20 protein-coding genes are annotated in these 24676 nt (G+C 65.6%); 16 read left to right on the forward strand and 4 right to left on the reverse strand.

The features are described 5' to 3' along the window. Window position 1 precedes the first annotated feature (1 nt). The gene (locus ACGYLA_RS00740) at window positions 2–1171 is read left to right on the forward strand and encodes a MalY/PatB family protein (protein ID WP_394429520.1); all 1170 of its coding nucleotides are present in this window, start codon (window positions 2–4) and stop codon (window positions 1169–1171) included. Between the two features lie 39 nt (window positions 1172–1210). Here ACGYLA_RS00740 and ACGYLA_RS00745 read toward each other — a convergent pair whose 3' ends face one another. After that, the gene (locus ACGYLA_RS00745; RefSeq protein WP_209216633.1) at window positions 1211–1567 is read right to left on the reverse strand and encodes a hypothetical protein; all 357 of its coding nucleotides are present in this window, start codon (window positions 1565–1567) and stop codon (window positions 1211–1213) included. 173 nt (window positions 1568–1740) lie between these two features. Here ACGYLA_RS00745 and ACGYLA_RS00750 point away from each other — a divergent pair, with 173 nt between their 5' ends. The 7 genes from ACGYLA_RS00750 (at window position 1741) to mnmH (ending at window position 7807) form a co-directional block, all read left to right on the forward strand. After that, window positions 1741–2715, forward strand: coding sequence for a glutathione S-transferase family protein (locus ACGYLA_RS00750; RefSeq protein ID WP_394429522.1), 975 nt, complete (start codon window positions 1741–1743; stop codon window positions 2713–2715). 90 nt (window positions 2716–2805) lie between these two features. Beyond that, window positions 2806–3753 (forward strand): threonine-phosphate decarboxylase CobD, encoded by a 948-nt coding sequence (gene cobD / locus ACGYLA_RS00755; RefSeq protein ID WP_394429523.1) that lies wholly within the window; start codon window positions 2806–2808, stop codon window positions 3751–3753. Further along, window positions 3750–4658 (forward strand): adenosylcobinamide-phosphate synthase CbiB, encoded by a 909-nt coding sequence (gene cbiB, locus ACGYLA_RS00760; protein WP_394429525.1) that lies wholly within the window; start codon window positions 3750–3752, stop codon window positions 4656–4658. The genes cobD and cbiB overlap by 4 nt, the downstream gene beginning before the upstream one ends. A gap of 13 nt (window positions 4659–4671) precedes the next feature. Then, window positions 4672–5850 carry a lytic murein transglycosylase gene (locus ACGYLA_RS00765; RefSeq protein ID WP_394429527.1) on the forward strand — a complete coding sequence of 393 codons (1179 nt, stop codon included), beginning with the start codon at window positions 4672–4674 and terminating at the stop codon, window positions 5848–5850. Between the two features lie 11 nt (window positions 5851–5861). Then, window positions 5862–6278: a rhodanese-like domain-containing protein gene (locus tag ACGYLA_RS00770; protein ID WP_394429529.1), complete on the forward strand. Its 417-nt coding sequence runs from the start codon at window positions 5862–5864 to the stop codon at window positions 6276–6278. 71 nt (window positions 6279–6349) lie between these two features. Continuing rightward, the gene (locus ACGYLA_RS00775) at window positions 6350–6700 is read left to right on the forward strand and encodes a RidA family protein (RefSeq protein ID WP_394429531.1); all 351 of its coding nucleotides are present in this window, start codon (window positions 6350–6352) and stop codon (window positions 6698–6700) included. 51 nt (window positions 6701–6751) lie between these two features. Then, entirely contained in the window at window positions 6752–7807 is a 1056-nt protein-coding gene (gene mnmH, locus ACGYLA_RS00780; RefSeq protein WP_394429533.1) for a tRNA 2-selenouridine(34) synthase MnmH, read from the forward strand. Here the strand turns inward: mnmH and selD are convergent. Next, window positions 7791–9962 carry a selenide, water dikinase SelD gene (gene selD / locus ACGYLA_RS00785; protein WP_394429535.1) on the reverse strand — a complete coding sequence of 724 codons (2172 nt, stop codon included), beginning with the start codon at window positions 9960–9962 and terminating at the stop codon, window positions 7791–7793. The genes mnmH and selD overlap by 17 nt on opposite strands. Window positions 9963–10252: 290 nt before the next feature. Here selD and ACGYLA_RS00790 point away from each other — a divergent pair, with 290 nt between their 5' ends. The 4 genes from ACGYLA_RS00790 (at window position 10253) to ACGYLA_RS00805 (ending at window position 15298) form a co-directional block, all read left to right on the forward strand. After that, window positions 10253–12322 (forward strand): DEAD/DEAH box helicase, encoded by a 2070-nt coding sequence (locus tag ACGYLA_RS00790; protein ID WP_394429537.1) that lies wholly within the window; start codon window positions 10253–10255, stop codon window positions 12320–12322. A gap of 200 nt (window positions 12323–12522) precedes the next feature. Continuing rightward, window positions 12523–13920, forward strand: a complete 1398-nt coding sequence (locus ACGYLA_RS00795; RefSeq protein WP_394429539.1) for an aspartate aminotransferase family protein — start codon at window positions 12523–12525, stop codon at window positions 13918–13920. A gap of 207 nt (window positions 13921–14127) precedes the next feature. Beyond that, window positions 14128–14391: a glycine zipper 2TM domain-containing protein gene (locus ACGYLA_RS00800; RefSeq protein ID WP_209216644.1), complete on the forward strand. Its 264-nt coding sequence runs from the start codon at window positions 14128–14130 to the stop codon at window positions 14389–14391. Between the two features lie 145 nt (window positions 14392–14536). Beyond that, a complete protein-coding gene (locus tag ACGYLA_RS00805; RefSeq protein ID WP_394429541.1) occupies window positions 14537–15298 on the forward strand; it encodes a sulfite exporter TauE/SafE family protein in 762 nt (253 codons plus the stop codon). On the opposite strand, the gene nagA is transcribed toward ACGYLA_RS00805, so the two are convergent. Next, window positions 15295–16425 (reverse strand): N-acetylglucosamine-6-phosphate deacetylase, encoded by a 1131-nt coding sequence (gene nagA / locus ACGYLA_RS00810; RefSeq protein WP_394429542.1) that lies wholly within the window; start codon window positions 16423–16425, stop codon window positions 15295–15297. The two genes, ACGYLA_RS00805 and nagA, sit on opposite strands and share 4 nt — an antisense overlap. After that, complete coding sequence (locus tag ACGYLA_RS00815) at window positions 16425–17312, reverse strand: BadF/BadG/BcrA/BcrD ATPase family protein (RefSeq protein WP_394429544.1); 888 nt, start codon at window positions 17310–17312, stop codon at window positions 16425–16427. The genes nagA and ACGYLA_RS00815 overlap by 1 nt, the downstream gene beginning before the upstream one ends. A 117-nt stretch (window positions 17313–17429) precedes the next feature. On the opposite strand from ACGYLA_RS00815, the gene ACGYLA_RS00820 reads away from it, so the two are divergent. The 4 genes from ACGYLA_RS00820 (at window position 17430) to ACGYLA_RS00835 (ending at window position 24676) form a co-directional block, all read left to right on the forward strand. Continuing rightward, window positions 17430–18893, forward strand: a complete 1464-nt coding sequence (locus ACGYLA_RS00820) for a PLP-dependent aminotransferase family protein (RefSeq protein WP_394429546.1) — start codon at window positions 17430–17432, stop codon at window positions 18891–18893. 96 nt (window positions 18894–18989) lie between these two features. Further along, window positions 18990–20765 (forward strand): sulfoacetaldehyde acetyltransferase, encoded by a 1776-nt coding sequence (gene xsc / locus ACGYLA_RS00825; protein WP_394429548.1) that lies wholly within the window; start codon window positions 18990–18992, stop codon window positions 20763–20765. Between the two features lie 3 nt (window positions 20766–20768). Continuing rightward, the gene (locus ACGYLA_RS00830) at window positions 20769–21863 is read left to right on the forward strand and encodes an acetate/propionate family kinase (RefSeq protein WP_394429550.1); all 1095 of its coding nucleotides are present in this window, start codon (window positions 20769–20771) and stop codon (window positions 21861–21863) included. Continuing rightward, entirely contained in the window at window positions 21860–24676 is a 2817-nt protein-coding gene (locus ACGYLA_RS00835; protein WP_394429552.1) for a molybdopterin oxidoreductase family protein, read from the forward strand. Before ACGYLA_RS00830 ends, ACGYLA_RS00835 begins: the two co-directional genes overlap by 4 nt.

Below are 24676 nucleotides of genomic sequence, written 5' to 3' on the forward strand. Positions count from 1 at the left end.
CATGAGCTTTGACGACATCATCGACCGGCGCGGCACCCATTGTGCGAAATGGGACAAGATGGAAGCGATCTATGGCGTGCCCGCGGATACCGGCATCGCCATGTGGGTGGCCGACATGGATTTCCGCCCCCCGCAAGTGGTGCAGGACGCGCTTCAGGCCCAGATTGATCACGGGGTGCACGGGTATTTCGGCGATGACAGCAAATACCTTGCCGCGATCCAATGGTGGATGGAAAACCGCCACGGCTGGAAGGTCGACGCCGAGGCGATCTTTACCACGCATGGTCTGGTGAACGGCACCGCCATGTGCGTCGACGCCTTTACCCAGCCCGGCGATGGCGTCGTGCTGTTCACCCCGGTCTATCACGCCTTCGCCCGCGTGATTAACGCCGCCGAGCGACGGGTGGTGGAATGCCCGCTGACCAATGCCTCGGGCCGCTACGAGATGGATTTCGACGCCTATGACGCCCTGATGACCGGGGATGAGAAGATGGTGATCCTCTGCTCGCCGCATAACCCCGGCGGGCGGGTCTGGAGCCGTGAGGAACTGCAGGGCGTGGCCGACTTCGCCAAGCGGCACGATCTGGTACTGGTCTCGGATGAGATCCACCATGATCTGGTGATGCCGGGACACAAGCATATCCCCATGGCCCAGATCGAGGGGATCGAAGACCGACTGGTGATGATGACCGCCACGACCAAGACCTTCAACATCGCGGGCGGCCATACCGGAAACGTCATCATCCACGATCCCAAGCTGCGCGCGCGCTTTGCCCGGCGCATGGCAGCCTTGGGCGTTTCGGCAAACTCCTTCGGGCTGATCATGGCAACCGCTGCCTATTCGCCCGAGGGGGCCGCTTGGGTGGATGAGTTGACCACCTATCTCGACGGCAACCGGCAGCTTTTCGACGAGGCGGTGAACGCGATTCCGGGGCTAAGCTCGATGCCGCTGGAATCGACCTATCTGGCTTGGGTGGACTTTTCGGGCACCGGCATGGAGCCTGCAGAGTTTCAGGACCGTGTCGAGAAAAGCGCCGCCATCGCCGCCAACCACGGCGCCACCTTTGGCACGGGGGGCGAAAGCTTCATGCGCTTCAACCTCGCCACCCCGCGCGCACGGGTCGAGGAAGCCTGCGAGCGGCTCACCAAAGCTTTCAACGATTTGCAGTAACGAAACGGCGCGGCGGGGCAGCCCCGCCGTGCCGCCCTATCAGGCGCGGCCGTCTTCGATCAGACCCAGCGGCGCATCGGCGGGGCGTTCGAAGTCAAGCGGCGGACGGTCCGCCACGGCGGTGGCGCGCTTGAACTCATAGCGCATCTCGCCCGCTTCTTCCTCGCTCGCCACGATCAGACATTGGAACAAATGCAGGCTGCCGTCATAGAGATCGACCAGCCCGCGCAGCTTCGGCGCATCCTGTGCATCGACGGAGAAACCGGTCTTCCACATGCGCAGCACGCGGTAGACATCACCGCCCGCCTCAAGCCGCAGGCGCGCGCCCTTGCGCAGGCTTGCCATACGCGCGGCATCCAGCCCCGCCTGTATTTCTTTCGACAGAAATTCTTCCATGCGCAATCCCCCCGCTGATGCCTCTAAGCTGGCGGAAAGCGTAGAAAATTCAAGTTAAGAATTGGTGACGTTTGGGCAGTCTGCATCAGCGCAGAGCGGCTGCGCGCCTATGAAGATGGGCGCCCCCCGCGCCCTGCCCTAGATATACCCTCAAACGCGGAAAGGAGAACAAGATGGGCCTATTGGTCGACGGTAAATGGCAAGACAAATGGTATGACACCAAGTCCTCGGGCGGCAAATTTGAGCGCAGCGAGGCCAAGTTTCGCAATTGGGTGACCGCCGATGGCAGCGCCGGACCAAGCGGCGAAGGCGGGTTCAAGGCAGAATCGGGGCGCTATCACCTCTACGTCAGCTATGCCTGCCCATGGGCGCATCGCGCGCTGATCTTCCGCCAGTTGAAGGGGCTTGAGGATCACATCGGTGTCTCTGTCGTGCATCCCGATATGCTGGGCGAGGGCTGGACCTTTGACACGGATTTCCCCGGTGCCACGGGCGACACGCTTTTCGGCCTGCCCTATGCCCGCGACATCTACACCCGTGCCAATCCCAATTTCACAGGCCGCGTGACCGTGCCGATCCTCTGGGACAAAGAGCGCGAGACCATCGTCAGCAATGAGAGCGCCGAAATCATCCGCATGTTCAACAGCGCCTTCAACGCGATCACCGGCAACAGTGATGACTACCACCCCGCGCAGCTGCACGACCGCATCGAAAAGGTGAACGCTCGCGTCTATGACACGCTGAACAACGGCGTCTACAAAGCCGGCTTCGCCACCACGCAAGAGGCCTATGACGCCGCCGTGCATCCGCTCTTCGACACGCTGGATTGGATCGAAGACATCCTGTCGCAGAACCGCTACCTCGCGGGCGACCGGATGACCGAGGCGGACTGGCGGCTTTTCACCACGTTGGTGCGCTTCGACAAGGTTTATCACCTGCACTTCAAATGTAACCGCCACCGGATCGTCGATTACCCGAACATCTGGGCCTATACGCGCGAACTCTATCAAGTGCCGGGCGTGGCCGAGACGGTGAACTTCGACCATATCGTGCGGCACTATCACTACAGCCATGATACGATTAACCCGCACCGCATCATCCCGATCAATCCGGTGCTGGACTTCGACGCGCCGCACGGGCGCGGCTGATCCCTCCTCCCCCTGCCTGCCTTGCGGAAGGCGCTTGATCGCGCAGCGCTTTTGCGCTTTCACCGCAGCGACGACGGCAGGGGGATGATCATGCAAAAGCCAGACCAGCGCGACCACGGCGGCGGTGTCGATGCGGCAGCGGCGCGTTTCGGCGGAGCGCGGTCGGATTGGATCGACCTTTCCACCGGGATCAACCCCGCGCCCTACCCGATACCTGCCCTGCCTGAGGGCGCGTGGACTGCCCTTCCCGACGCCGCGGCGCAAGACGCGCTGCTGGCCGCCGCCCGCGCCTTTTGGCAAGTGCCCGAAGGGGCCGCGATCCTCGCCGTGCCGGGGGCCTCCTCGGCCATCGCGCGAATCCCCGCGCTGGTCCCGAAGGGCCGCGTGCGCATCCCCGGGCCGACCTACAACGAACATGCCGCCAGCTTCGCCGAGAATGGCTGGCAAGTGATCGAGACGGGCGAAACCGAAGCCGCTGTTCACGTCCATCCCAACAACCCCGACGGGCGCCTGTGGCCCATGACAGAGACGACAGCCCCGCTCAGCATCATTGATGAGAGCTTTTGCGACATCACGCCCGACGCCACCCTGATGGCGCAGGCCACGGTGCCCGGCACGCTGATCCTCAAGAGCTTTGGCAAATTCTGGGGGCTGGCCGGGCTGCGGCTGGGGTTCGTGATCGGCGATCCGGCCTTACTGGCGCGGCTTGAACAGATGCTCGGGCCATGGCCGGTCAGTGGCCCCGCGCTGCATATCGGCGCCGCGGCGCTGCGGGATGAACCATGGGCCGAGGCCACGCGGGCGCGGCTGGGGGCCGAGGCCACGCGCCTCGACGGGCTGATGACCACAGCAGGCGCGCAGATCGTCGGCGGCACACCGCTTTTCCGGCTCTATGAGGTCGAAGACGCGCAGGCTTGGCAAACCCGCCTTGCCCGGCACCAGATCTGGAGCCGCGTCTTCCCCTACAATCCGCGCTGGCTGCGCCTTGGCCTGCCGCCTTCGATAGGTTGGGCGCGGTTGGAGCAGGCGCTGGCATGAGCACGGCGGCGATCCTCGCGCTGGCCATGCTGCTGGATGCAGCACTTGGTGAGCCGGACTGGCTCTGGCGCCGCCTTCCGCATCCGGCGGTGCTGATGGGGCGGCTGATCGGCTGGGGGGACCGTCGGTTGAACCGCGGCCAAGCCCGCCGCGCCAAGGGCGTGGCGTTGCTGCTGGCCCTGATGATCGGGGCCGCGCTGCTCGGCTGGGCGCTCAGCCTGTTTGGCCCCCTCATCGAGATCATCCTCGCCGCCATCCTGCTGGCGCAACGTTCCCTCGTTGAGCACCTGCGCGCCGTGGCAGATGGCCTGCGCCAGTCGCTTCCCGCAGGGCGCCGCGCCGTGGCGATGATCGTCAGCCGCGACACTGCCGCGATGCCCGCAGACGCCGTCGCCCGCTCCGCCATCGAAAGCGGGGCGGAGAACCTCAGCGACGGGATCATCGCCCCTGCCTTTTGGTTCCTGCTGGGCGGGCTGCCGGGGCTGCTGGTCTATAAAATTGTCAATACCGCCGACAGTATGATCGGCTACCGCACCCCACGCTATGCCGATTTCGGCTGGGCCGCGGCGCGGATGGATGACCTTCTGAACCTCGCCCCCGCACGGCTGACCGCCCTGCTGATTGCCTTGCCCGGCGGGGTGCTGCACCGCTGGCGCGACATCAAGGCCGACGCGGCGCTGCACCGCTCGCCCAATGCCGGTTGGCCGGAAGCCGCCATGGCGCGGGCCATAGGTGTGGCCCTCGCCGGTCCGCGCAGCTATGATGGGCAGGTGCAGCAGTTTCCTTGGGTGCACGGCGCCGGGGCGCGCGTCATCGGACCTCAGGAGATCGATGCGGCCATCACCCGCCTCTGGCAGGCATGGTTGGTGATGTGGGCAATCGCCCTAGTTCTGGCCTGTCTGTGACAAAGAGGTAACCATGCGCCCCACGTTTCTCGCCGCCGCACTCGCGGCGCTCACCCTTCCCGCCAGCGCCTATGCGCAAGCCAAATGCGGCGGGAATTTCGCTAGCTTCATCGTTGATGCCAAGGCCGAGGCCGTGGCGAACGGCGCGGACCCCGCCAAGGCCGAGCGTTTCTTTGCCGGCCTGCGCCAAGACCCCGCCGTGCTGCGGGCCGATCAGGCCCAAGGGGTGTTTCAAAAGCCCTTCATCGAATTCTCGCGCCGCCTGATCTCGGAAAACCGGATCAACCGGGGCCGCGCCATGGCCGAGAAATACGACGCCATCTTCGACCGGATCGAGGCGGAATACGGCGTCAGCCGTGGCGTGCTCTTGGCCTTCTGGGCGTTCGAGACGGATTACGGCGCGTTCCAAGGCGGCTTTAAGACTGCCAATGCGCTGGCGACCCTCTCCCATGACTGCCGCCGCCCCGAACTGTTTCGCCCACAGCTTTTCGCGGCACTGGAGCTTTTCGAGCGCGGTGAGTTCGACCCGGCCACCACCACTGGCGCTTGGGCCGGTGAGATCGGCATGGTGCAAATGCTGCCGCGCGACATCCTAGAGAACGGGGTGGATGGCGACGGCGACGGCGTGGTCTCGCTCAAGACCTCCGCCCCCGATGCGCTCTTGTCCGGCGCCAAGATGTTGCAAAGCCTCGGCTGGCGCGCGGGCGAGCCTTGGTTGGCCGAGGTCACCCTGCCGCAGGATTTCGACTGGTCGCAAACCGGGCTGGAGACCACAAAACCCGTCAGCGAATGGCAGGCGATGGGTGTCTCCCCCCGCAACGGGCCGCTGGCCGAGGGGCTGACCGCCTCTGTTCTGTTGCCCCAGGGCCGCGGCGGGCCGGCTTTCATCGCCTATCCGAACTTCCGCGTTTATTTCGAGTGGAACCAAAGCTTTACCTACGTGATGACCGCCGCCTATTTCGCCACACGGCTGGAAGGCGCGCAGGTCTATGACGCGGGCAATCCGGCCCCCGGTCTGGGCGGCGAGGCGATGAAAACGCTGCAACGTAAACTCCAAGCCAAGGGCTATGACGTGGGCGATGTGGATGGCATCCTCGGCTCCGGCACCCGCGGTGCGGTGCGGGCCGAGCAGGAACGTCTCGGCATGCCCGTCGATGGCTGGCCCACGCCTGAGTTGCTGAACAAACTGTAAGGAGAAGACCGATGGCCCTCAAGAAAACCGCCGCGCAAATGGTCGCCGAAGCCCGCGCCCGGATCGAAGAGATCGACAGCACTGAGGCCATCGCCATGCTGGAGGACGAAAACGTGCAATTCGTCGACCTGCGTGACCCCCGCGAACGCGAACGCACCGGGTTCATCCCCGGTGCCTTCCACTGCCCGCGCGGCATGTTGGAGTTCTGGGTCGACCCCGAGAGCCCCTATTTCAAAGAGGTCTTTGCCCAAGACAAGAAGTTCGTCTTTCACTGCGCCTCTGGCTGGCGCTCGGCCATCTCGGTCGCGACGCTGCAAGACATGGGGTTTGACGCGGCCCACCTGAAGGACGGTTTCGGCGGCTGGGAAAAAGCGGGCGGCCCAAAAAAGGGTGGCCCAGAAGCAGGCGGAAAGGCTGAGAAGCCCTGACCCGCGGGCTTTGATCTGGCCTCTCCCACGTAAAGCTGCCACAAGTTTTGCAACGTCAAAGGAGAGACAGAATGACCGAGATCAAACGCCACCACACCAACACCCGTATGAGCCAGATCGTCGAGCATGGCGATGTGATCTACCTTGCCGGTCAGGTCGGTACGGCGGGGGCGGATGTGGCCCAGCAGACCCAAGATTGCCTTGATAAGGTCGACGCCCTTCTGGCCGAGGTTGGCAGCGACAAGACCCGCATCCTGCAATCGACCATCTGGCTGGCCGACATGGCCGATTTCGCCGCGATGAACGCCGTCTGGGACGCATGGGTGCCCGAGGGCCAAGCCCCCGCCCGCGCCTGCGGCGAATCCAAACTCGCCACGCCGGAATATCTGGTCGAAGTGCTGGTAATCGCCGCCAAGGCCTGAGCCATTGCCCCGCGCCCTGTCACGGGGCGCGGGACCTTGCCGAACCCCCAGATGACCCCCTGCACCCTCAACGCCCTGTCGGAGCTCGCCACGCTCGACGTCGACACGATCATCGACGTGCGCGCGCCTATGGAGTTTGCCGAGGATCATCTACCCGGCGCCATCAACCTGCCCGTGCTGTCGGATGCCGAGCGCGCGAAGGTGGGCACGATCTACAAGCAGGTCAGCCCCTTTGACGCGCGCAAGATCGGCGGGGCGCTGGTGGCGCAGAACACCGCGCGACATTTGCAAACGGCACTGGCGGATAAAGACGGCAGCTGGAAACCGCTGGTCTATTGCTGGCGCGGCGGGCAGCGGTCGGGGGCGTTCTCGACGATCCTCGATCAGGTCGGCTGGCGCGTGCAACTTCTGCGCGGCGGCTATCGCAGCTACCGGCGGCTCGTGGTCGCGACGCTCTACGACACACCCCTGCCGCATCGGCTGATGCTGATCGAAGGCGGCACCGGCACGGCCAAGACACGGCTGTTACACCATTTGGCCAAGACAGGCGCGCAGGTGCTTGACCTCGAAGGGCTGGCGCAGCACCGCGGCTCGCTTTTCGGTGCGGTGGATGGCGAGCAGCCGCATCAAAAGATGTTCGAATCCCGGCTCGCCCAAGCGCTTTTGCCGCTCGACCCCGCGCAGGTGACATGGGTCGAAGCCGAGAGCAGCAAGATCGGCGACATCACCCTTCCCCCCGCGCTCTGGGCCGCGATGCGCGCTGCGGCGCGGGTTGAGATCGCAGCCCCCTTGGCCGCGCGGGCGGATTTTCTGTGCCGGGCCTATGATGACCTGACCACCGACCCCGCCATGCTCGAAAACCGCATCGACAAGCTGCGGCCCTATCATAGCGGAGAGACGATCACCCAGTGGCAGGCCCAAGCCCGCGCGGGCGATTGGGCCAGCCTCGCCGAAGGGTTGATCGGCCAGCATTACGATCCGCGCTATGCCAAGGCCGCCAGCCGCACCCCTGCCCCGCGCGCCCGGTTGACGCTGGACCGGCTTGATGACAGCACATTGGCCGAAACCGCCGCAGCCCTGCACAGCCGTTTCACCGCAAACGGATAGAAGGCCCCCCCGCCTCAAGCCGCCCGATGATATGGCCCGCCAAGCCTTCGGCCTTTAACCGCGCCTGCGCCGCTTTCGCCGCATCCTCGGGCAAGGCTGCTAGCAACCCCCCGGCGGTTTGCGGATCGTGGAAAAGCGGGTTCACCGGGTCTGCCGCCGCAATCGGGGCATCCGCCTGATTAACAGCCAGCAAGGAAGAGGCCACCCCCTGATCCGACAGCGTCTGCGCCCCGGGGTAGATCGGCACCGCCTCCGCCCAAAGCTCCGCCGTCAATCCCGAGGCGCGGCAGATCGCTTGCACATGGCCGGCAAGGCCAAAGCCCGTCACATCCGTCATCGCATGGGCCTTGCCCAAAATCTCCGCCTCCCGCGCCTGCGGGGTGGCCATGACGCCGAGCGCTTCGGCCACCACCCGCCCCGGCGCGGTCCCTGCCATATGGCCTGCAAGGATCACCCCCGATCCGATGGGCCGGGTCAGCATCAGCACATCGCCCGGCTGCGCGCCACCGTGGCCAAGGGGCATCACGTTCCGCGTACCGGTGACCGTAAAGCCGATGGTCAGTTCCGCGCCCATGGTCGTATGGCCACCCACGATCTGCGCACCTGCGCCCGCCATCACCTCCTGCGCGGCCACCGCGATCTCGCGCAGGGTCCGGGCCTGCAATGCGGGCGACATGCGCGGCAGGATGATCGAACTCAGCGCCGCCTGCGGTTTGGCCCCCATGGCCCAGATGTCGCCCAAAGCATGCACCGCCGCGACCCGCGTCATCAGGGCCGGGTCTTCGATGAAGCCGCGCAAATGATCCGTGCTCATCACCTGAAAGCCGCCACCGGGTTGGCGCAGCACCGCCGCATCATCGCCCGCCCCGGTGAGCACATCGCCCGAGACGGGCGGCTGCACCTCGGCCAAGAGATCGCCCAGCACCGCGCCGCCCACCTTGGCCCCGCATCCACCACAGAGCGGCTTGCCCGCCAGCGCCTCCTGCACGCCCGAGGCCACCGGGCCCGCCAGCGCATCGGTCTTCATCGCGGGCAGGTCATCGAGCCCGTCCATGAACTTCTGGTCGATCCGGTCCTTCCACCGCCACAGCAGCGCACCGCCAAGGGCCAGCCCATTCCGCTCCGCCACGGCAGATTTCCCACCGAGTGAGATCAGCTTGAGATAATGCCGCTGCGGTTTGAACGCCCGCCGTGCCCCGCCGCTGAGCGCCGCGCGCAGGTTGTCGTGCAGCACCGGCGCCGCCCGCACGGCAAAGACACCGGCCTTGGGGCGCGGGCTGGCCTCCATATGCGCGCAATCACCAACGGCGAAGAGCCTGTCATCATCTACCACCCCCAGATCGGCCCCGACGCGGATGAACCCCGCGTGCAGCGGCAGATCGGTCTGGGCAAGCCAGCCCTGCGGCACCGCCCCCACCGCCCCCACGCAAAGCGCCGCAGAGATCGGCGCACCATCCGCCAAGAGCACCTGCCGGTCGGTGATCTGCGTGACCTTAGCATCAAGCGCCACGGTCACCCCAAGCTCCGCCATCTGCCGCCGCACCACCGTCTCGGTCCGGGGGGACATGCCGGAAAGCTGCGGCCCATGTTCCACCACCGTCACCGCTGGCTGCCCCCCCGCGTCGCGCAGGGCAAAGGCCATCGCCATGGCAAGCTCGCAGCCCGCCACACCGCCACCGATCACCGCCACCTCGGGCGGCTGCGCCCCCGCCTTGACCGCCGCGAGAAACTCCCGCCAACGCGCGGCATAGAGATCGAGCGGCTTGGCCCCGACCGCGTGCTCGGCAAACCCCGGGAGATCCATCTTGGCCGTGATGCCTATGTCGATTGACGCCACATCATAGGCCACGGCCCCGCGCCCTGCGACCGTGATTTCCCGCGCCGCGCGGTCGATCCCCGTCGCCGCCCCAAGGATCAACCGCGCCCCGGTGTGGCGGCAAAGGCGCATCAGGTCGATCTCCAATGCATCGCGGTCGTAATGCCCGGCGATATGACCGGGCAGCATGCCGGTATAGGGCGCGGTGGGGCCGGGGTTGATCACTGTCAGCCGCGCACCGGGCAGCGGGTCCATCCCCCATTTGCGCAGCACCAGCGCATGGGCGTGCCCGCCCCCCACCAGCACCAGATCCCGCGTCAGGGGCAGATCGCTTTGCACCAGATTGCCTCACTCTCTCTTTCCGCTTTGGCTTATAGCTACCCCAAGCCACCCGCCCGCGCCATCGGCCTGACCGAGATGTGAGCGGGCCGGATCAGAGCGGAAATGGCGCTTCCCCGCCCATTCGGGCCCCGAAAGCCGCCAAACCGGTAAAAAGGGTGACAATTCGCCACAAAACCCCCATGTACATTCCATCCCCGACCCTCTACCGACGGTCGGATTCCTTTGCCGTGGCTGGTAGCACCCCACGTGCCCGCCCCCCGCACAACGTTCAAGACAGGACAGCCTTCGTGATCCAGACTATTGCCGATGCCCTTGCCCAACAGGGTTATGAAACACTTACCGCCGTACAGGAGGCCGTCACAGACCCTGCGCTGAACGATCAAGACCTTCTGGTTTCGGCCCAAACCGGGTCGGGCAAAACGGTGGGCTTCGGCCTTGCCATCGCGCCGACGCTTCTGGGCGAGGACACGCATTTCGGCCAAGCGGGCGCTCCGCTGGCGCTGATCATCGCACCGACGCGCGAGTTGGCCATGCAGGTCAGCCGCGAGCTGACCTGGCTCTATGGCAAGGCAGGTGCCATCGTCACCACCTGCGTCGGCGGCATGGACACCCGGACCGAGCGTCGCGCGCTGGACCGGGGCGCGCATATCGTCGTCGCCACGCCGGGTCGCCTCTGCGACCACATCAAACGCAACAACATCAACCTCGACGCGATTCGCGCCGTGGTGCTGGACGAAGCGGATGAGATGCTTGACCTCGGCTTCCGCGAAGACCTTGAGTTCATCCTGTCGGAATCCCCCGAAGGGCGCCGCACGCTGCTGTTCTCGGCCACCGTACCTGCGGCGATTGCCAAACTGGCGCAATCCTACCAGCGCGATGCGCAGCGCATCACCACTGTGGGCGAAGCCAAGCAGCACAGCGATATCGAGTATCGCGCGCTGAACGTCCACCCGCGCGACACCGAGAACGCGATCATCAACGTGCTGCGCTTCTATGAAGCCAAGAACGCCATCGTCTTCTGTAACACCCGTGCCGCCGTGGCGCGTCTGACCACCCGCTTCACCAACCGCGGCTTTTCGGTCGTGGCGCTGTCGGGTGAGTTGACGCAGTCCGAGCGCACCAACGCATTGCAAGCCCTGCGCGATGGGCGTGCGCGCGTTTGTATTGCGACCGACGTCGCCGCGCGCGGCATCGACCTGCCGAACCTCGAACTGGTGATCCACGCCGACCTGCCCAGCAATTCCGACACGTTGCTGCACCGCTCGGGCCGGACAGGCCGCGCCGGACGCAAAGGTGTTTCTGCCCTGATCGTACCGCCCAAGATGCGCAGTAAGGCGAACCGGCTTCTGGGCTGGGCCAAGCTGAAAGTGGAATGGGCCGCGCCGCCCTCCGCCGCCGAGGTCAACGCCGCTGACGAAGCCCGCCTGCTGGCCGATTCCGCGTGGGTGGAGCCTGCGCCCGAGGATGCGGCGGAATTCGTCACCTCGCTGGTCGAGAAATTCAGCGCCGAGCAATTGGCCACCGCTTTCGTCAACCTCTACCGCAAGCGCCAGTCCGCCCCGGAAGAGCTGAGCGACCCCGGCGCGCCGGGCGAGGACAAGCCGCGCCGCGACTTTGGCCCATCGGTCTGGTTCTCGGTCTCCACCGGGCGCAAAGACGGGGCCGAGCCGCGCATGTTGCTGCCGATGCTCTGCCGCCGCGGCGACCTGACCAAGGACGACATCGGCGCGATTCGCGTGCAAGACAGCCATAGTTTCGTGGAGGTGGCCGAAGCCTCGGTGCCCGGTCTGCTCGACACGCTCGGCGGCGACATGAAACTGGAAGACGGCGTGGTGCTGACCAAGCTGGACAAAGCGCCCGATCTGCCGCGCGGCCCCAAGCCCGGCGGCAAACGTGGCCCGAAACCCGGCGGTTTCAAAGGCGACCGCGGCCCCCGCAAACCGCGCGGCGATTATGACCCGGATGCCGCCCCCGCCCCGCGCAAACCCCGCGCGAAATCCAGCGACGGCCCCGGTGCTGCGTCTTTCGACAAGCCGAAATTCGACAAACCCCGCGCGCCCAAGGGCGAGCGCCCGCCGAAGTCGCATAAGACCGAGCGTAGCCCAATGAAACCCGGCGCGACGCCCAAGCCCAAATCGGGCGGCGACACGAGCGGCAAGCCCAAGGCAAAGGCCGTTTGGAAAAAGGAAAAGCCCGCGGGCGACGCCCCGCGCAAGGGCAAAGGCAAACCGACCACCTCGGCCACCACGCCGGGCGGCGAAAAGTCCTACAAACGGGCCTCCGACCCGTCCAAACGCTTCACCCCACCGAATAAGATCGGCAAACAGGGCGGCAAGGGCGGCCCGAAATCGAAGTAAGACCAAACGCCGGGGCCTCACCCCGGCGTTTTTGCATCCGGCGCCATTTCTTTAAAGAAATCGCCCCCTCTGGCCTCACCGAAGGGGATAAACTGGCACTACTGGATCGTGCCTATTCGCGGTGTTCTTGGAACAGTTTACCCCGCCTTTGCGCGGGCTTCATTCGTGGGCTCGCCCACCCGTAAAGAAAGGTTTGCCCCATGGACGGAAATTTCAACGAGAACGACATCTCCCGCGTTGTCGAAGCCGACCGCGCGCATATCTGGCACCACCTAAGCCAGCACAAACCCTATGAAACCACCGACCCCCGCATCATCGTCGAAGGCAAGGGAATCCGGGTCTGGGACCAAAAGGGCAAGGAACACCTCGACGCTGTCTCGGGCGGGGTCTGGACGGTCAACGTCGGCTATGGCCGCGAAAGCATCGCCAATGCGGTGCGCGACCAATTGATCAAGCTGAACTATTTCGCCGGTTCCGCAGGCTCGATCCCCGGCTCCCATTTCGCCGAGAAGCTGCTCGACAAGATGCCGGGGCTCGACCGCGTCTACTATTGCAACTCCGGCTCCGAGGCGAATGAGAAAGCCTTCAAAATGGTCCGCCAGATCGCGCACAAGCGCTACGGCGGCAAGAAGCACAAGATCCTCTACCGCGATCGCGACTACCATGGCACCACGCTTGGCTGTCTCTCGGCAGGCGGTCAGGACGAGCGCAACGCGCAATACGGCCCCTTCGCACCGGGTTTCGTGCGGGTGCCGCATTGCCTTGAATACCGCAGCTTTGAACAGGACGGCGCGCCGCAGGAAAACTACGGTGTCTGGGCCGCCGATCAGATCGAAAAGGTGATCCTCGCCGAAGGCCCCGAAACCGTGGGCGCGCTCTGCCTTGAGCCGGTCACGGCAGGCGGCGGCGTCATCACCCCGCCCGAAGGCTATTGGGAGCGCGTGCAGGAGATCTGCCGCAAATACGACATCCTGCTGCACATCGACGAAGTCGTCTGCGGCGTGGGGCGCACCGGCACATGGTTCGGCTATCAGCACTACGGCATCCAGCCCGACATGGTGACCATGGCCAAGGGTGTCGCCTCGGGCTATGCCGCCATCGCCTGTCTGGTCACGACCGATGCGGTCTTTGACATGTTCAAGGACGATGCCAGCGATCCGCTGAACTACTTCCGCGACATCTCGACCTTTGGCGGCTGCACCGCGGGGCCGACCGCGGGCATCGAAAACATGAACATCATCGAGCGTGAGAACCTGTTGGAGAACACCACCCACATGGGCCACTACATGCTGGAGCAGCTTCACGCGCTGGCCGACAAGCACAAGGTGATCGGTGATGTGCGCGGCAAGGGGCTGTTTCTGGGGGCCGAACTGGTGAGTGACCGCGACAGCCGCGCCCCTGTTGAGGAAAAACGCATCCAGGCCGTGGTGGGCGATTGCATGGCCCAAGGGGTGATCATCGGCGCCACCAACCGCTCCCTGCCTGGCAAGAACAACACGTTGTGTTTCTCGCCCGCGCTGATCGCCACCCGCGATGATATTGATGAGATCATCACAGCGGTCGATGGCGCCTTGGGCCGGGTCTTCACTTCGGCGTAAAACCGCGTCTTGCGGCATGTGACAGGCGGCATCGGTTGACCCGGTGCCGCCTTCGTCTATCTAAACCCCTGTCTTGCCCGAACATGACATCGCACCGAAAGATCGCCGCAGATCGAAACCCGCGGGATTTTTCTGAAAATGTAACGCCTTCGCGGGAACCTCTTCCAATCCCCCCGCGTTGGCAAATGAGCAAACTGGGAGAAAGACATGAAGAAGTTTCTTATCGCAATTCCGATGATCGCCGGTCTCGCCGCTTGTGACGGCACCACCTCCAACCAAGGTGCTCTGACTGGCGCGGCTCTCGGAGCTGCCACCGGTGCTGCCGTTTCAGGCGGTGACGACAAGGTTCAAGGCGCAATCATCGGCGGTCTCGCAGGTGCGGCGGCTGGCAACTACATCGGTCAGACACAGTCCGGCAAATGCGTTTACCAGAACGCCAACGGACAGCGCTACGTCGCGGCTTGCCCATAAACGGCTGACTTCGCGCGTTTTCGCGTTATCGGGGCTTCGACCATCGGTCGGAGCCCTTTTTCGTTTCCGCTTTTCCCCTCACCTTGGCACCGGCATGATTTGATCCTAACAGGGGTCAAGCGCCCCAAGGGCGCGGGGAGGAACCATGACAACTTTAAGCGATATCGCGATCTTGCTGATCGCGGCCTTCGGCGCGGGGGTGTTGAACACCATCGCCGGGGGCGGCACCTTTCTGACCTTTCCCGCGCTGGTCTTTACCGGCATGCCCCCCGTGGCCGCAAATGCGACCAGCGCCGTGGCGGTGTTTCCCGGCTATCTTGCAGGCGCTCTTGGTTTTCGCAACGAGCTTGGCCGCTTCGACCGCCGCGCCTTGCTGCGGCTGTGCCTCATCACACTGGCCGGCGGTGTGGTCGGTTCGGGCTTGCTTCTGATCTCTTCCAACGCGGCCTTTTCCGTCGTCGTGCCTTTCCTATTGCTTGCGGCGACGCTGGTGTTTCTGCTGGGCGACCGCATCCGCGCCTTCGCCGCCGCCCATGCCCGCGCCGTGACGCCCCAAGGCGCGCTCGGCCTCTTTTCGGTCAGTGTCTATGGCGGCTATTTCAACGGGGGCTTGGGCATCGTTCTGCTGGCCCTTTTCGCGCTTTGGGGAATGACCGATCTGCACGGGATGAACGGCCTCAAGACCGGGCTGAGCTTCGTGCTCTCCTCGATTTCCGTGGCGGTCTTTGCCTTGGCCGGTCTGGTCGCATGGCCGCAGGCGCTGCTGATGATGCTGGCGGCCACGGCGGGCGGCTATGCCGGGGCGCCCTTGGCGCGGGCCTTGCCGAAAGAGACCGTGCGCTGGCTGATCGCCGCCATCGGGTTCGGCATGAGCGCGGTGTTTTTCTGGCGGCTCGTGGCGGGCTAACCCACCACCCGCGCCGCGCCGGTTTCAGGATCGAAAAGCACCAAGGGGTGATCCGCGCTTTCGATCCGGCCCAGCCCCATGTCCTCGCGCAACAGCGCAACCGGCCCCGAGATCGCCCGCGCGAGGGCCACCTCCAGCGGCTCCCCCACCGCATGGGTCAGCGTATGCACCGCGCGGCCCATTTCCAGATCCGCCCCCGCCAGCGTGCCATCCGCCAAGGTCAACCGCCCCTTGGCGCGGTAAACCTCCCGCCCATTGAGGGTGAAGCCCGTGATATCCGACCCCGCCGTCGCCATGGCATCGCTCACGAGGAAGATACCCTCGGGCTTGGCCGCCAGCGCGTTGCGCATAGAGGCGGGATGCACATGGATGCCATCGGCGATCAGCCCGGCATGCACCCCCTCTCGCGCCAACGTCGCTCCGACCAGCCCCGGCGCGCGGTTGCCCATCTGGCTCATCGCGTTGAACAAATGGGTGACGCAGGTCGCGCCCGCGTCGAAGGCCGCCATACAGGTCTCGTAATCCGCATCGCTATGGCCGAGCGAGACCACGACCCCCGCCTCGGCCATCGCGGCGATCTGCGCGGTGCTGGTGCTCTCTGGCGCGACGGTGACCATGAGATTCGGCAGACGCGCGGCGGCGCGTAGGATCAGGGCGAGGTCGGCCTCACGCATCGGGCGGATCAGCGCCCCGTCATGCGCGCCCTTGCGCGAAAGCGCCAGATGCGGGCCTTCCAGATGCAGCCCGATGATGCCCGGCACCCCTTCTGCGATGGCGTCGACAGCGGCCTCGATGGCGGCTTTCGCCTTCTCGGGCGTGTCGGTGATCAATGTGGGCAAAAGCGCCGCGACACCGGTTCTGCGATGCGCGTCGGCCATGCGCCGCAGGGTCGCCACATCGGGACTGTCGTTGAACATCACCCCGCCGCCACCGTTGACCTGAAGATCGACGAAACCGGGGCAGAGCACGCCGCCCGCCATAGGCTCCGCCACGACGCCCTGCGGCACCTCTTCGGCGGTGAGGATGCGGCGGCTGCCGTCCTGCATCTGCGCCAGCACCTTGCCGTGATGCAGCCGCGTGCCGTCATGGATCTGCGCCCTGGTGAAAACCTTTGCGATCTCGCTCATCACGGAACCTCCTCCGCCGCGGCCTTGCAGGCCAGATGAAACGCCCCATCCAGCGCCGTGCCCCGCGCCGCGATCCGTCCTGCCAAATGGTCTTCCGGCAGGTACGGCGTGTAATGCGGGCCGATCCCGCCGAGCAGACAGAGCGGATCGCCGGGCGCGAAATCCAGCGCCTTCAACGCGCGGGTGTAATAGGCCGCGCCCTCCCGCATCAACGCCTGCGCGTGATCGTCCCCGGCCTCAGCCGCCGCGATGACTTTGGGCGCGAATGCCGCATAATCCCCCGGCTGCGCCGTCAGGCTGAAGGCCACGAAAGCCTCAGGATCATCTGCGAAATCCGCCAACAAAGCGCGGGTCAGGTCGCTCTGGGGCAACACCCCGTCATGACATTGCAACGCCAGATCCAGCGCGCCGCGGCCCAGCCAAGCGCCCGATCCCTGATCCGCCAGATGAAACCCCCAACTACCGACATAGCGAAACGCCGTGCCATCGGTCGCGGCCACGATCGTGCCGGTGCCAATGGCCAAGACCCAGCCCGCCGCGCCTTCGCCAAGCGCGCCGACCACGCAGGCGGGGCGGTCATCCTCCGCAATGATCCGGGCATAGGGCAGCGCCGCGCGCAGCCGCGCTGCGTCCCGCGCGACGTTCATCCCGGCGAGGCCGAGAAAGGCGGTGGCCCCGGCAAGCGCCTCGGCAGGCAGCCCCGCCGAGGACGCCGCCGCTTCGACCGTGGTGCGGATATTGATCAGGGTCTGGTCCGGGTCGTTGCCGATATTGGCCCGCCCGCCAGAGGCCCGGCCAAGGATGCCATCACGCTGCGTGCCGATGGCCGCACGGCAGCCGGTGCCACCGCCGTCTACGGCGATCAAAAGAGGGGCGGAAATGCTCATGCGATCGTTCTAGGCGAGGGGCCGGGCGAACGGAAGTGCGGGCGCGGCCCCGAGGATAAATTCGGCCAACCGTAATGCCAGATTGAACTCCCCCTAAGGCCAGCCTAACCTCGCCCCATGGCCCTGCCCGTCGAAACCTTTTTCCTGCGCACCGATGCGCAAGGCACGCTGCAACAGCAGATCCAGCAGATGATCGCCCAAGGCATCCTCTCGGGTCGGTTCCAGCGGGGGGAGAAGCTGCCTTCGACCCGCAGGCTCGCCGCGCATCTCGGCGTCAGCCGGATCACCGTGACCATCGCCTATACCGAGCTTTTGGCGAATGATTACCTCACCTCGCGCGGGCGGTCGGGGTATTTCGTCTCGGACAACGCGCCCGCCCCACCCGCTTTCGCCCCCCGGGCCGAGGCGGATGACGCCATCGACTGGACCCGCGCCATCGGGCAACGGTTCAGCGCCAATGGGCTGGCCGCCAAACCGCAGGATTGGGCCAGCTACCGCTACCCGTTCATCTATGGCCAAGCCGACCCAACGCTCTTTGACCACGCCAACTGGCGGCTTTGCGCCTTGCAAGCCCTCGGCCAGCGCGATTTCACCTCGATGACGACTGATTACTACGATCAGGACGACCCGCAGCTGATCGAGTTCATTGCCCGCCACATCCTGCCCCGGCGCGGCGTCTCGGCCCGGCCCGAGCAGATCCTTATCACCCTCGGCGCGCAAAACGCGCTTTGGCTGACCGCGCAGGTGCTGCTGACCCAACGCCGCCGCGCCGTGCTCGAAGACCCGTGCTATCCGGCGTTGAGCGGTATTCTCAGCCAGTCCCGTTGCCACATCACGCCCGTGCGGGTGGATCAAGACGGCCTCCCGCCCGAGGCGATCCCCCCCGATACGGATGTGATTTTCGCGACCCCAAGCCACCAATGCCCGACCAATGCGACCATGCCGATGGACCGCCGCCGCGCGCTGCTGGCCCGCGCCCGCGCGCTGGAAGCGCTGATCGTCGAGGATGACTATGAGTTCGAGATGTCCTTTCTCAAACCCGCCTCGCCCGCGCTTAAATCGCTCGATGACGAGGGGCGGGTGATCTATGTCGGCAGCTTCTCCAAATCGCTCTTTCCGGGGCTGCGACTGGGGTATCTGGTGGGGTCCGAACCCTTCATCCGCGAGGCCCGCGCGCTGCGCGCTTCGGTCCTGCGGCACCCGCCGGGGCATATCCAGCGCACCGCCGCCTATTTCCTGTCGCTTGGCCACTACGACGCTCAGATCCGCCGCATGGGGCTGGCGCTGCACGAACGCCGCCGGGTCATGGACGCGGCGCTAGAGACCCATGGCCTGCGCGTCTCGGGCCGGGGGGCCTATGGCGGCTCGTCCTTCTGGATGCGCGCACCAGAAGGCGTGGACACGGCGGAACTGGCCGAAAACCTGCGCGCGCAGGATGTGCTGCTGGAGCCGGGACATGCCTTTTTCGCCGGGGCTGAGAAGGCCACGAACTACTATCGGCTGGCCTATTCTTCGATCCCCGCCGCGCGGATCGAAGAGGGCGTAGGGCTGATCGCGCAAGAGATTGACCGCCTGGGCTGATCTGGCCTTAGGGCTGGCGCATTTCTGGCCCTAACCCCGGCCTGCACCTGCCCGTAATTTGCCGATAGCTTTGCCCCATGCCCAAAGGATCGCGCGATGAAAATGACCACCGAAGAAGCCTTCGTCAAAACCCTTCAGATGCATGGGATCGACACGGCCTTTGGCATTATCGGCTCGGCCATGATGCCGATTTCCGACCTTTTCCCCGCCGCCGGGATCACCTTTTACGACGGCGCGCATGAGTGCAATTCGGGCATGATGGCCGATGGCTACACCCGCGCCTCGGGGCGGATGTCGATGATGGTGGCGCAGAACGGGCCTGGCATCACCAATTTCGTGACGCCGGTGAAAACCGCCTACTGGAACCACACGCCGCTTTTGCTGGTGACCCCGCAGGCGGCGAACAAGACCATCGGTCAGGGCGGCTTTCAGGAGGTCGAGCAGATGGCGCTCTTCCGCGACATGGTCGCCTATCAGGAGGAGGTCCGCGACCCCAGCCGCATCGCCGAGACGCTGAACCGCGTGATCCTTCAGGCCAAACGCCACTCCGCCCCCGCCCAGATCAACATCCCCCGCGATTTCTGGACGCAGGTGATCGACATCGAGTTGCCCGCCATCGTCGAGTTCGAGCGCCCCTCGGGTGGGGAGACGGCGATTGCCGAGGCGGCGGAACTGCTCTCGAAGGCGAAATTCCCGGTGATCCTGAACGGCGCGGGCGTGGTGATCGGCGGCGCGATCGACGACGCGCGCCAACTGGCCGAGCGTCTCGATGCGCCGGTCTGCTGCGGTTATCAGCACAATGACGCCTTCCCAGGCTCGCACCCGCTCTCGGTCGGGCCGCTGGGTTACAACGGCTCCAAAGCAGCGATGGAGTTGATCGCCAAGGCCGATGTGGTTCTGGCGCTCGGCACAAGGCTCAACCCCTTCTCAACCCTGCCGGGCTATGGCATCGACTATTGGCCCAAGGACGCCAAGATCATTCAGGTCGACATAAACCCCGACCGCATTGGTCTGACCAAGAAGGTCAGCGTCGGTATCGTCGGCGACGCGGGCAAGGTGGCACGGAGCATTTTCGACCGGCTGACCGAGGATGCAGGCGATGCGGGCCGCGACGAACGGCGCAACCTGATCGCCCAGACCAAATCCGCATGGGCGCAAGAACTCACCTCTATGGACCACGAGGAGGACGACCCCGGCACCACATGGAACGAACGCGCCCGCGACCGCGAGCCCGAGAAAATGTCGCCCCGCATGGCATGGCGCGCGATCCAGAAAGCCCTGCCGACCGAGGCGATCATCAGTTCCGATATCGGCAACAACTGCGCCATCGGCAACGCCTACCCGACCTTCGAGGCGGGGCGCAAATACCTCGCCCCCGGCCTCTTTGGCCCCTGCGGCTATGGTTTCCCGGCGATCTGCGGGGCCAAGATCGCCTGCCCGGACGTGCCAGTAGTCGGCTTTGCCGGGGATGGCGCCTTCGGCATTTCCATGAACGAGATGGTCAGTGTGAACCGCGACGACTGGCCCGCCGTGACCATGGTGATCTTCCGCAACTACCAATGGGGCGCGGAGAAGCGGAACACGACGCTTTGGTTCGACGACAATTTCGTCGGCACCGAACTGGCGCAGGAAGTCTCCTATGCCGGGATCGCCAAGGCCTGCGGGGTCGAGGGGGTGCAGGTCTCGTCGATGGAGGAACTGACCGAGGCGTTGGACCGCGCGATCAAGGCGCAGATGAATGACGGTAAGACCACCTTCATCGAGGTGCTGCTCAACCAGGAACTGGGCGAGCCCTTCCGCCGCGACGCGATGAAGAAACCGGTCTCCGTCGCCGGGATCAGCCGGGATGACATGCGCCCGCAACGGGTCTGAGCCATGGGGCTGGTGCTCGTCGTCAATGCGGGATCGTCGTCGATCAAGGCGGCGGTCTTTGACGGCGGGCTGTCTGAAACCCTGCGGATCGAAGCGCAGGGCATCGGCCAGTCCGGCGCCCTGCGTGTGGGAAAGGCTCCGGCACGGCCCCTTGCGCTGCCCGATCACCGCACCGCCTTCACCGCCATTCTGGCAGGGCTGCGTGACACGGGGATCGCGACCGCTGACCTCAGCGCCGCCGCGCATCGCGTGGTGCACGGCGGCCCGGATTTAGCTGAGACAACGGAAGTCACCCCCGCCGTGCGCGCCGCCATCGCCGCGGCGCAACCGTTGGCCCCGCTGCACAATCCGCATCACCTCAGCGCCATCGACGCCCTTGCAGCGCTGATGCCGGAGCTGCCGCAATTCGCCGCTTTCGACACGGGCTTTCACCGCACCAACCCGGACGTGGCGCGCCGCTACGCGCTGCCCGAGAAGCCCGAGACCGCCGCCCTGCGCCGCTACGGCTTCCACGGGATCAGCTACGAGAGCCTCGCGCGGAATTTCACCGCGCAAACCGGCGCGGACCTGCCCCCGCGCCTCTTGGCGCTGCATCTGGGCAACGGCGCCTCCCTCTGCGCGATCCGCGATGGGAAATCGGTCGCCACCACCATGGGATTCTCACCCTTGGGCGGGCTGACCATGGGCACCCGCGCGGGAGAGATCGACGCGGGCGCGGTGTTGCATCTGGTGGGCGATCTCGGACTGGAAGCCGCGCAGAGATTGCTGCACCACGAAAGCGGGTTGCTCGGCCTGTCGGGCCAGACCGCCGACATGCGCCAACTGGCGGAAAGCGATAGCGAAAGCGCCCGCTTTGCCCGCGACCACTTTTGCTACTGGATCACCCGTCAGGCCGGGTCGATGATCGCCGCGATGGGCGGGATCGACGGCATCGCCTTCACCGGCGGGATTGGCGAAAACGATTCCGCGGTGAGGGAAAAGGTTCTTGCAAACCTCCGCTGGGCGGGAAATATTCCCTCATGGGTCATCCCCGCCGCCGAAGAGAAACATATCGCGCGCCAAGCGCTTGCCCTGCTGAAAGCCCCCGCCCCCTCATGACGCATTCCCAGCCGCCGCTCGATCTGTCGCCCAAGGTCTCGGACGAGGTCCGCCGCACGACCTGCTACATGTGCGCCTGCCGCTGCGGCATCAACGTGCACATTAAGAAAGGCAAGGTCGCCTATATCGAGGGCAACCGCGACCACCCGGTGAATCGCGGCGTGCTCTGCGCCAAGGGCTCGGCGGGGATCATGCAGCACAATTCCCCCGCGCGGCTGCGCAACCCGATGAAACGCGTGGGCCCCCGCGGCTCGGGCGAATTCGAGGACATCAGCTGGGCCGAGGCGCTTGAGATCGCCACCGGCTGGCTGGAGCCGCTACGCCATGAGGCGCCAGAGAAACTCGCCTTTTTCACCGGGCGCGACCAGTCGCAGAGCTTCACCTCGCTCTGGGCGCAGGCCTTTGGCACGCCGAATTATGCGGCGCATGGCGGCTTCTGCTCGGTCAACATGGCGACGGCGGGGATCTATACTATGGGTGGCGCCTTCTGGGAGTTCGGCCAGCCTGATTGGGACCACACCAAGCTCTTCATGCTCTTCGGCGTGGCCGAGGATCACGACAGCAACCCGATCAAGATGGGGCTGGGCAAGCTCAAGAAACGCGGCGCGCGGGTAATCGGGGTGAACCCCATCCGCACCGGCTATAACGCCATCGCCGACGATTGGGTCGGCATCACGCCCGGGACCGACGGGCTGTTCATCCTGTCGCTGATCCACTGCCTGATGAAGGCCGGGCGCATCGATCTGGACTACCTCGCGCGCTACACCGACGCGCCGGTGCTGCTGAACGGCGACCCGAAGTCGCCCGAATTCGGCCTGCAACTGCGCGACACGGACGGCAAGGCGCTGGTGATCGACCGCAAGACCCGCAAGCTCACCCCCTTCGACCAACCCGGCGTGCGCCCCGACCTCTCGGCCACCTACCGCGCGGGCGGCATCACGCACCGCCCGGTGTTCCACAAGATGGCCGAAGAGTACCTTGGCGAGGACTACACCCCCGAGGCCGTGGCCGAGCGCTGCGGCATCCCGGCGCCGCGCATCCGCGCCATCGCGGCGGAACTGGCGCGCGTGGCCTTCGACGAAGCCTTCGAGCTCGACCAGCCTTGGACCGATTTCCGGGGCGAGCGCCACGAGAAGATGATCGGTCGGCCCGTGTCCTTCCACGCCATGCGCGGCATCTCGGCCCATGCCAACGGCTTCCAGACCTGCCGCGCGCTGCATGTGCTGCAGATCATCCTCGGCACCGTGGAGGTGCCGGGCGGCTTCCGCTTCAAACCACCCTACCCCAAGCCCGCCACGGCGCATCCCAAACCGCATTGTAAGGCCACGCCCGGCGGGCCGCTCGACGGGCCGCATCTGGGTTTCGTGCAAGGCCCCGACGATCTGGCGCTGTGCCCCGATGGCAGCCCCGCGCGGATCGACAAGGCGTTTACTTGGGAGAACCCGATGTCGGCCCATGGGCTGATGCATATGGTGATCTCAAACGCCCATGCGGGCGATCCCTACAAGATCGACACGCTGTTTCTTTATATGGCCAACATGTCGTGGAACTCCTCCATGAACCCCGGCGGGGTGATGGAAATGCTGACCGACACCGACGAGAACGGCGACTACGTGATCCCGCGCATCATCTATTCCGACGCCTATTCGTCGGAGATGGTGGCCTATGCCGACCTGATCCTGCCCGACACGACCTATCTGGAGCGTCACGATTGCATCTCGCTCCTCGACCGCCCGATCAGCGAGGCCGACGCCGCCGCCGATGCGATCCGCTGGCCGGTCGTTGAGCCGAACCGCGACGTGCGCGGCTTCCAGTCGGTGCTCTGCGATCTTGGCGCGCGGCTGGACCTGCCCGGGTTCGTGAACGAGGACGGCAGTCAAAAGTACCGCGACTACGCCGATTACATCACCAACCACGAACGCCGCCCCGGCATCGGGCCGCTGGCGGGGTTCCGCGGAGAGGACGGCACCCAAAGCGGCCGCGGCGCCCCGAACCCCGAGCAGATCGACCGCTACATTGAAAACGGCGGCTTCTCGGCCCATCACATTCCCGCCGAGGCGCAGTACTACAAACCGTGGAACGCCGCCTATCAGGACTGGGCCGTGGGCATGGGGATTTACGACGCACCGCAGCCCTATCTCTTCTCGCTCTACGTGGAGCCGCTGCGCCGCTTCCAGCTCGCCGCCGAGGGTCACGGTGACCGCCAGCCCCCCGAGTATCTGCGCGCGCGCATCAAGCAATACATGACGCCGCTGCCGCATTGGTACGAAAGCGACCCCGAGGGCACGCAGGGCTACGATGTCCATGCCCTCACCCAACGTCCGATGGCGATGTACCATTCATGGGGCAGCCAGAACGCTTGGCTGCGGCAGTTGCACGGGCGCAACCCGCTCTACCTGCCCACCGCGATCATGCGCGCGAAGGGTCTGAAGGACGGCGATTGGGCGCGGGTGACCTCGCCCCATGGCGGGATCACCGTGCCAGTGATGGAGATGGCCGCGCTGAACCCGCATACCGTCTGGACGTGGAATGCCATCGGCAAGCGCAAGGGCGCATGGGCGCTGGATCGCGACGCGCCGGAAGCGACGAAGGGTTTTCTGCTGAACCACCTGATCCACGAGCTTCTCCCCCCAAAGGGCGACGGCCTGCGCTGGTCCAACTCCGACCCGATCACCGGACAGGCTGCGTGGTTCGACCTCAAGGTCCATATCGAAAAGACCGCGGCCCCTGCCGAGGCACAACCGGAGATCCCGCCGCAACGCTCGCCTATCCCGCCCGCGCCGCGCGACATCGCGTGGAAGGTGGGCAAATGA

The sequence above is a fragment of the Sulfitobacter sp. 1A13679 genome, from assembly GCF_043557115.1.
Lineage (GTDB): Bacteria > Pseudomonadota > Alphaproteobacteria > Rhodobacterales > Rhodobacteraceae > Sulfitobacter > Sulfitobacter faviae.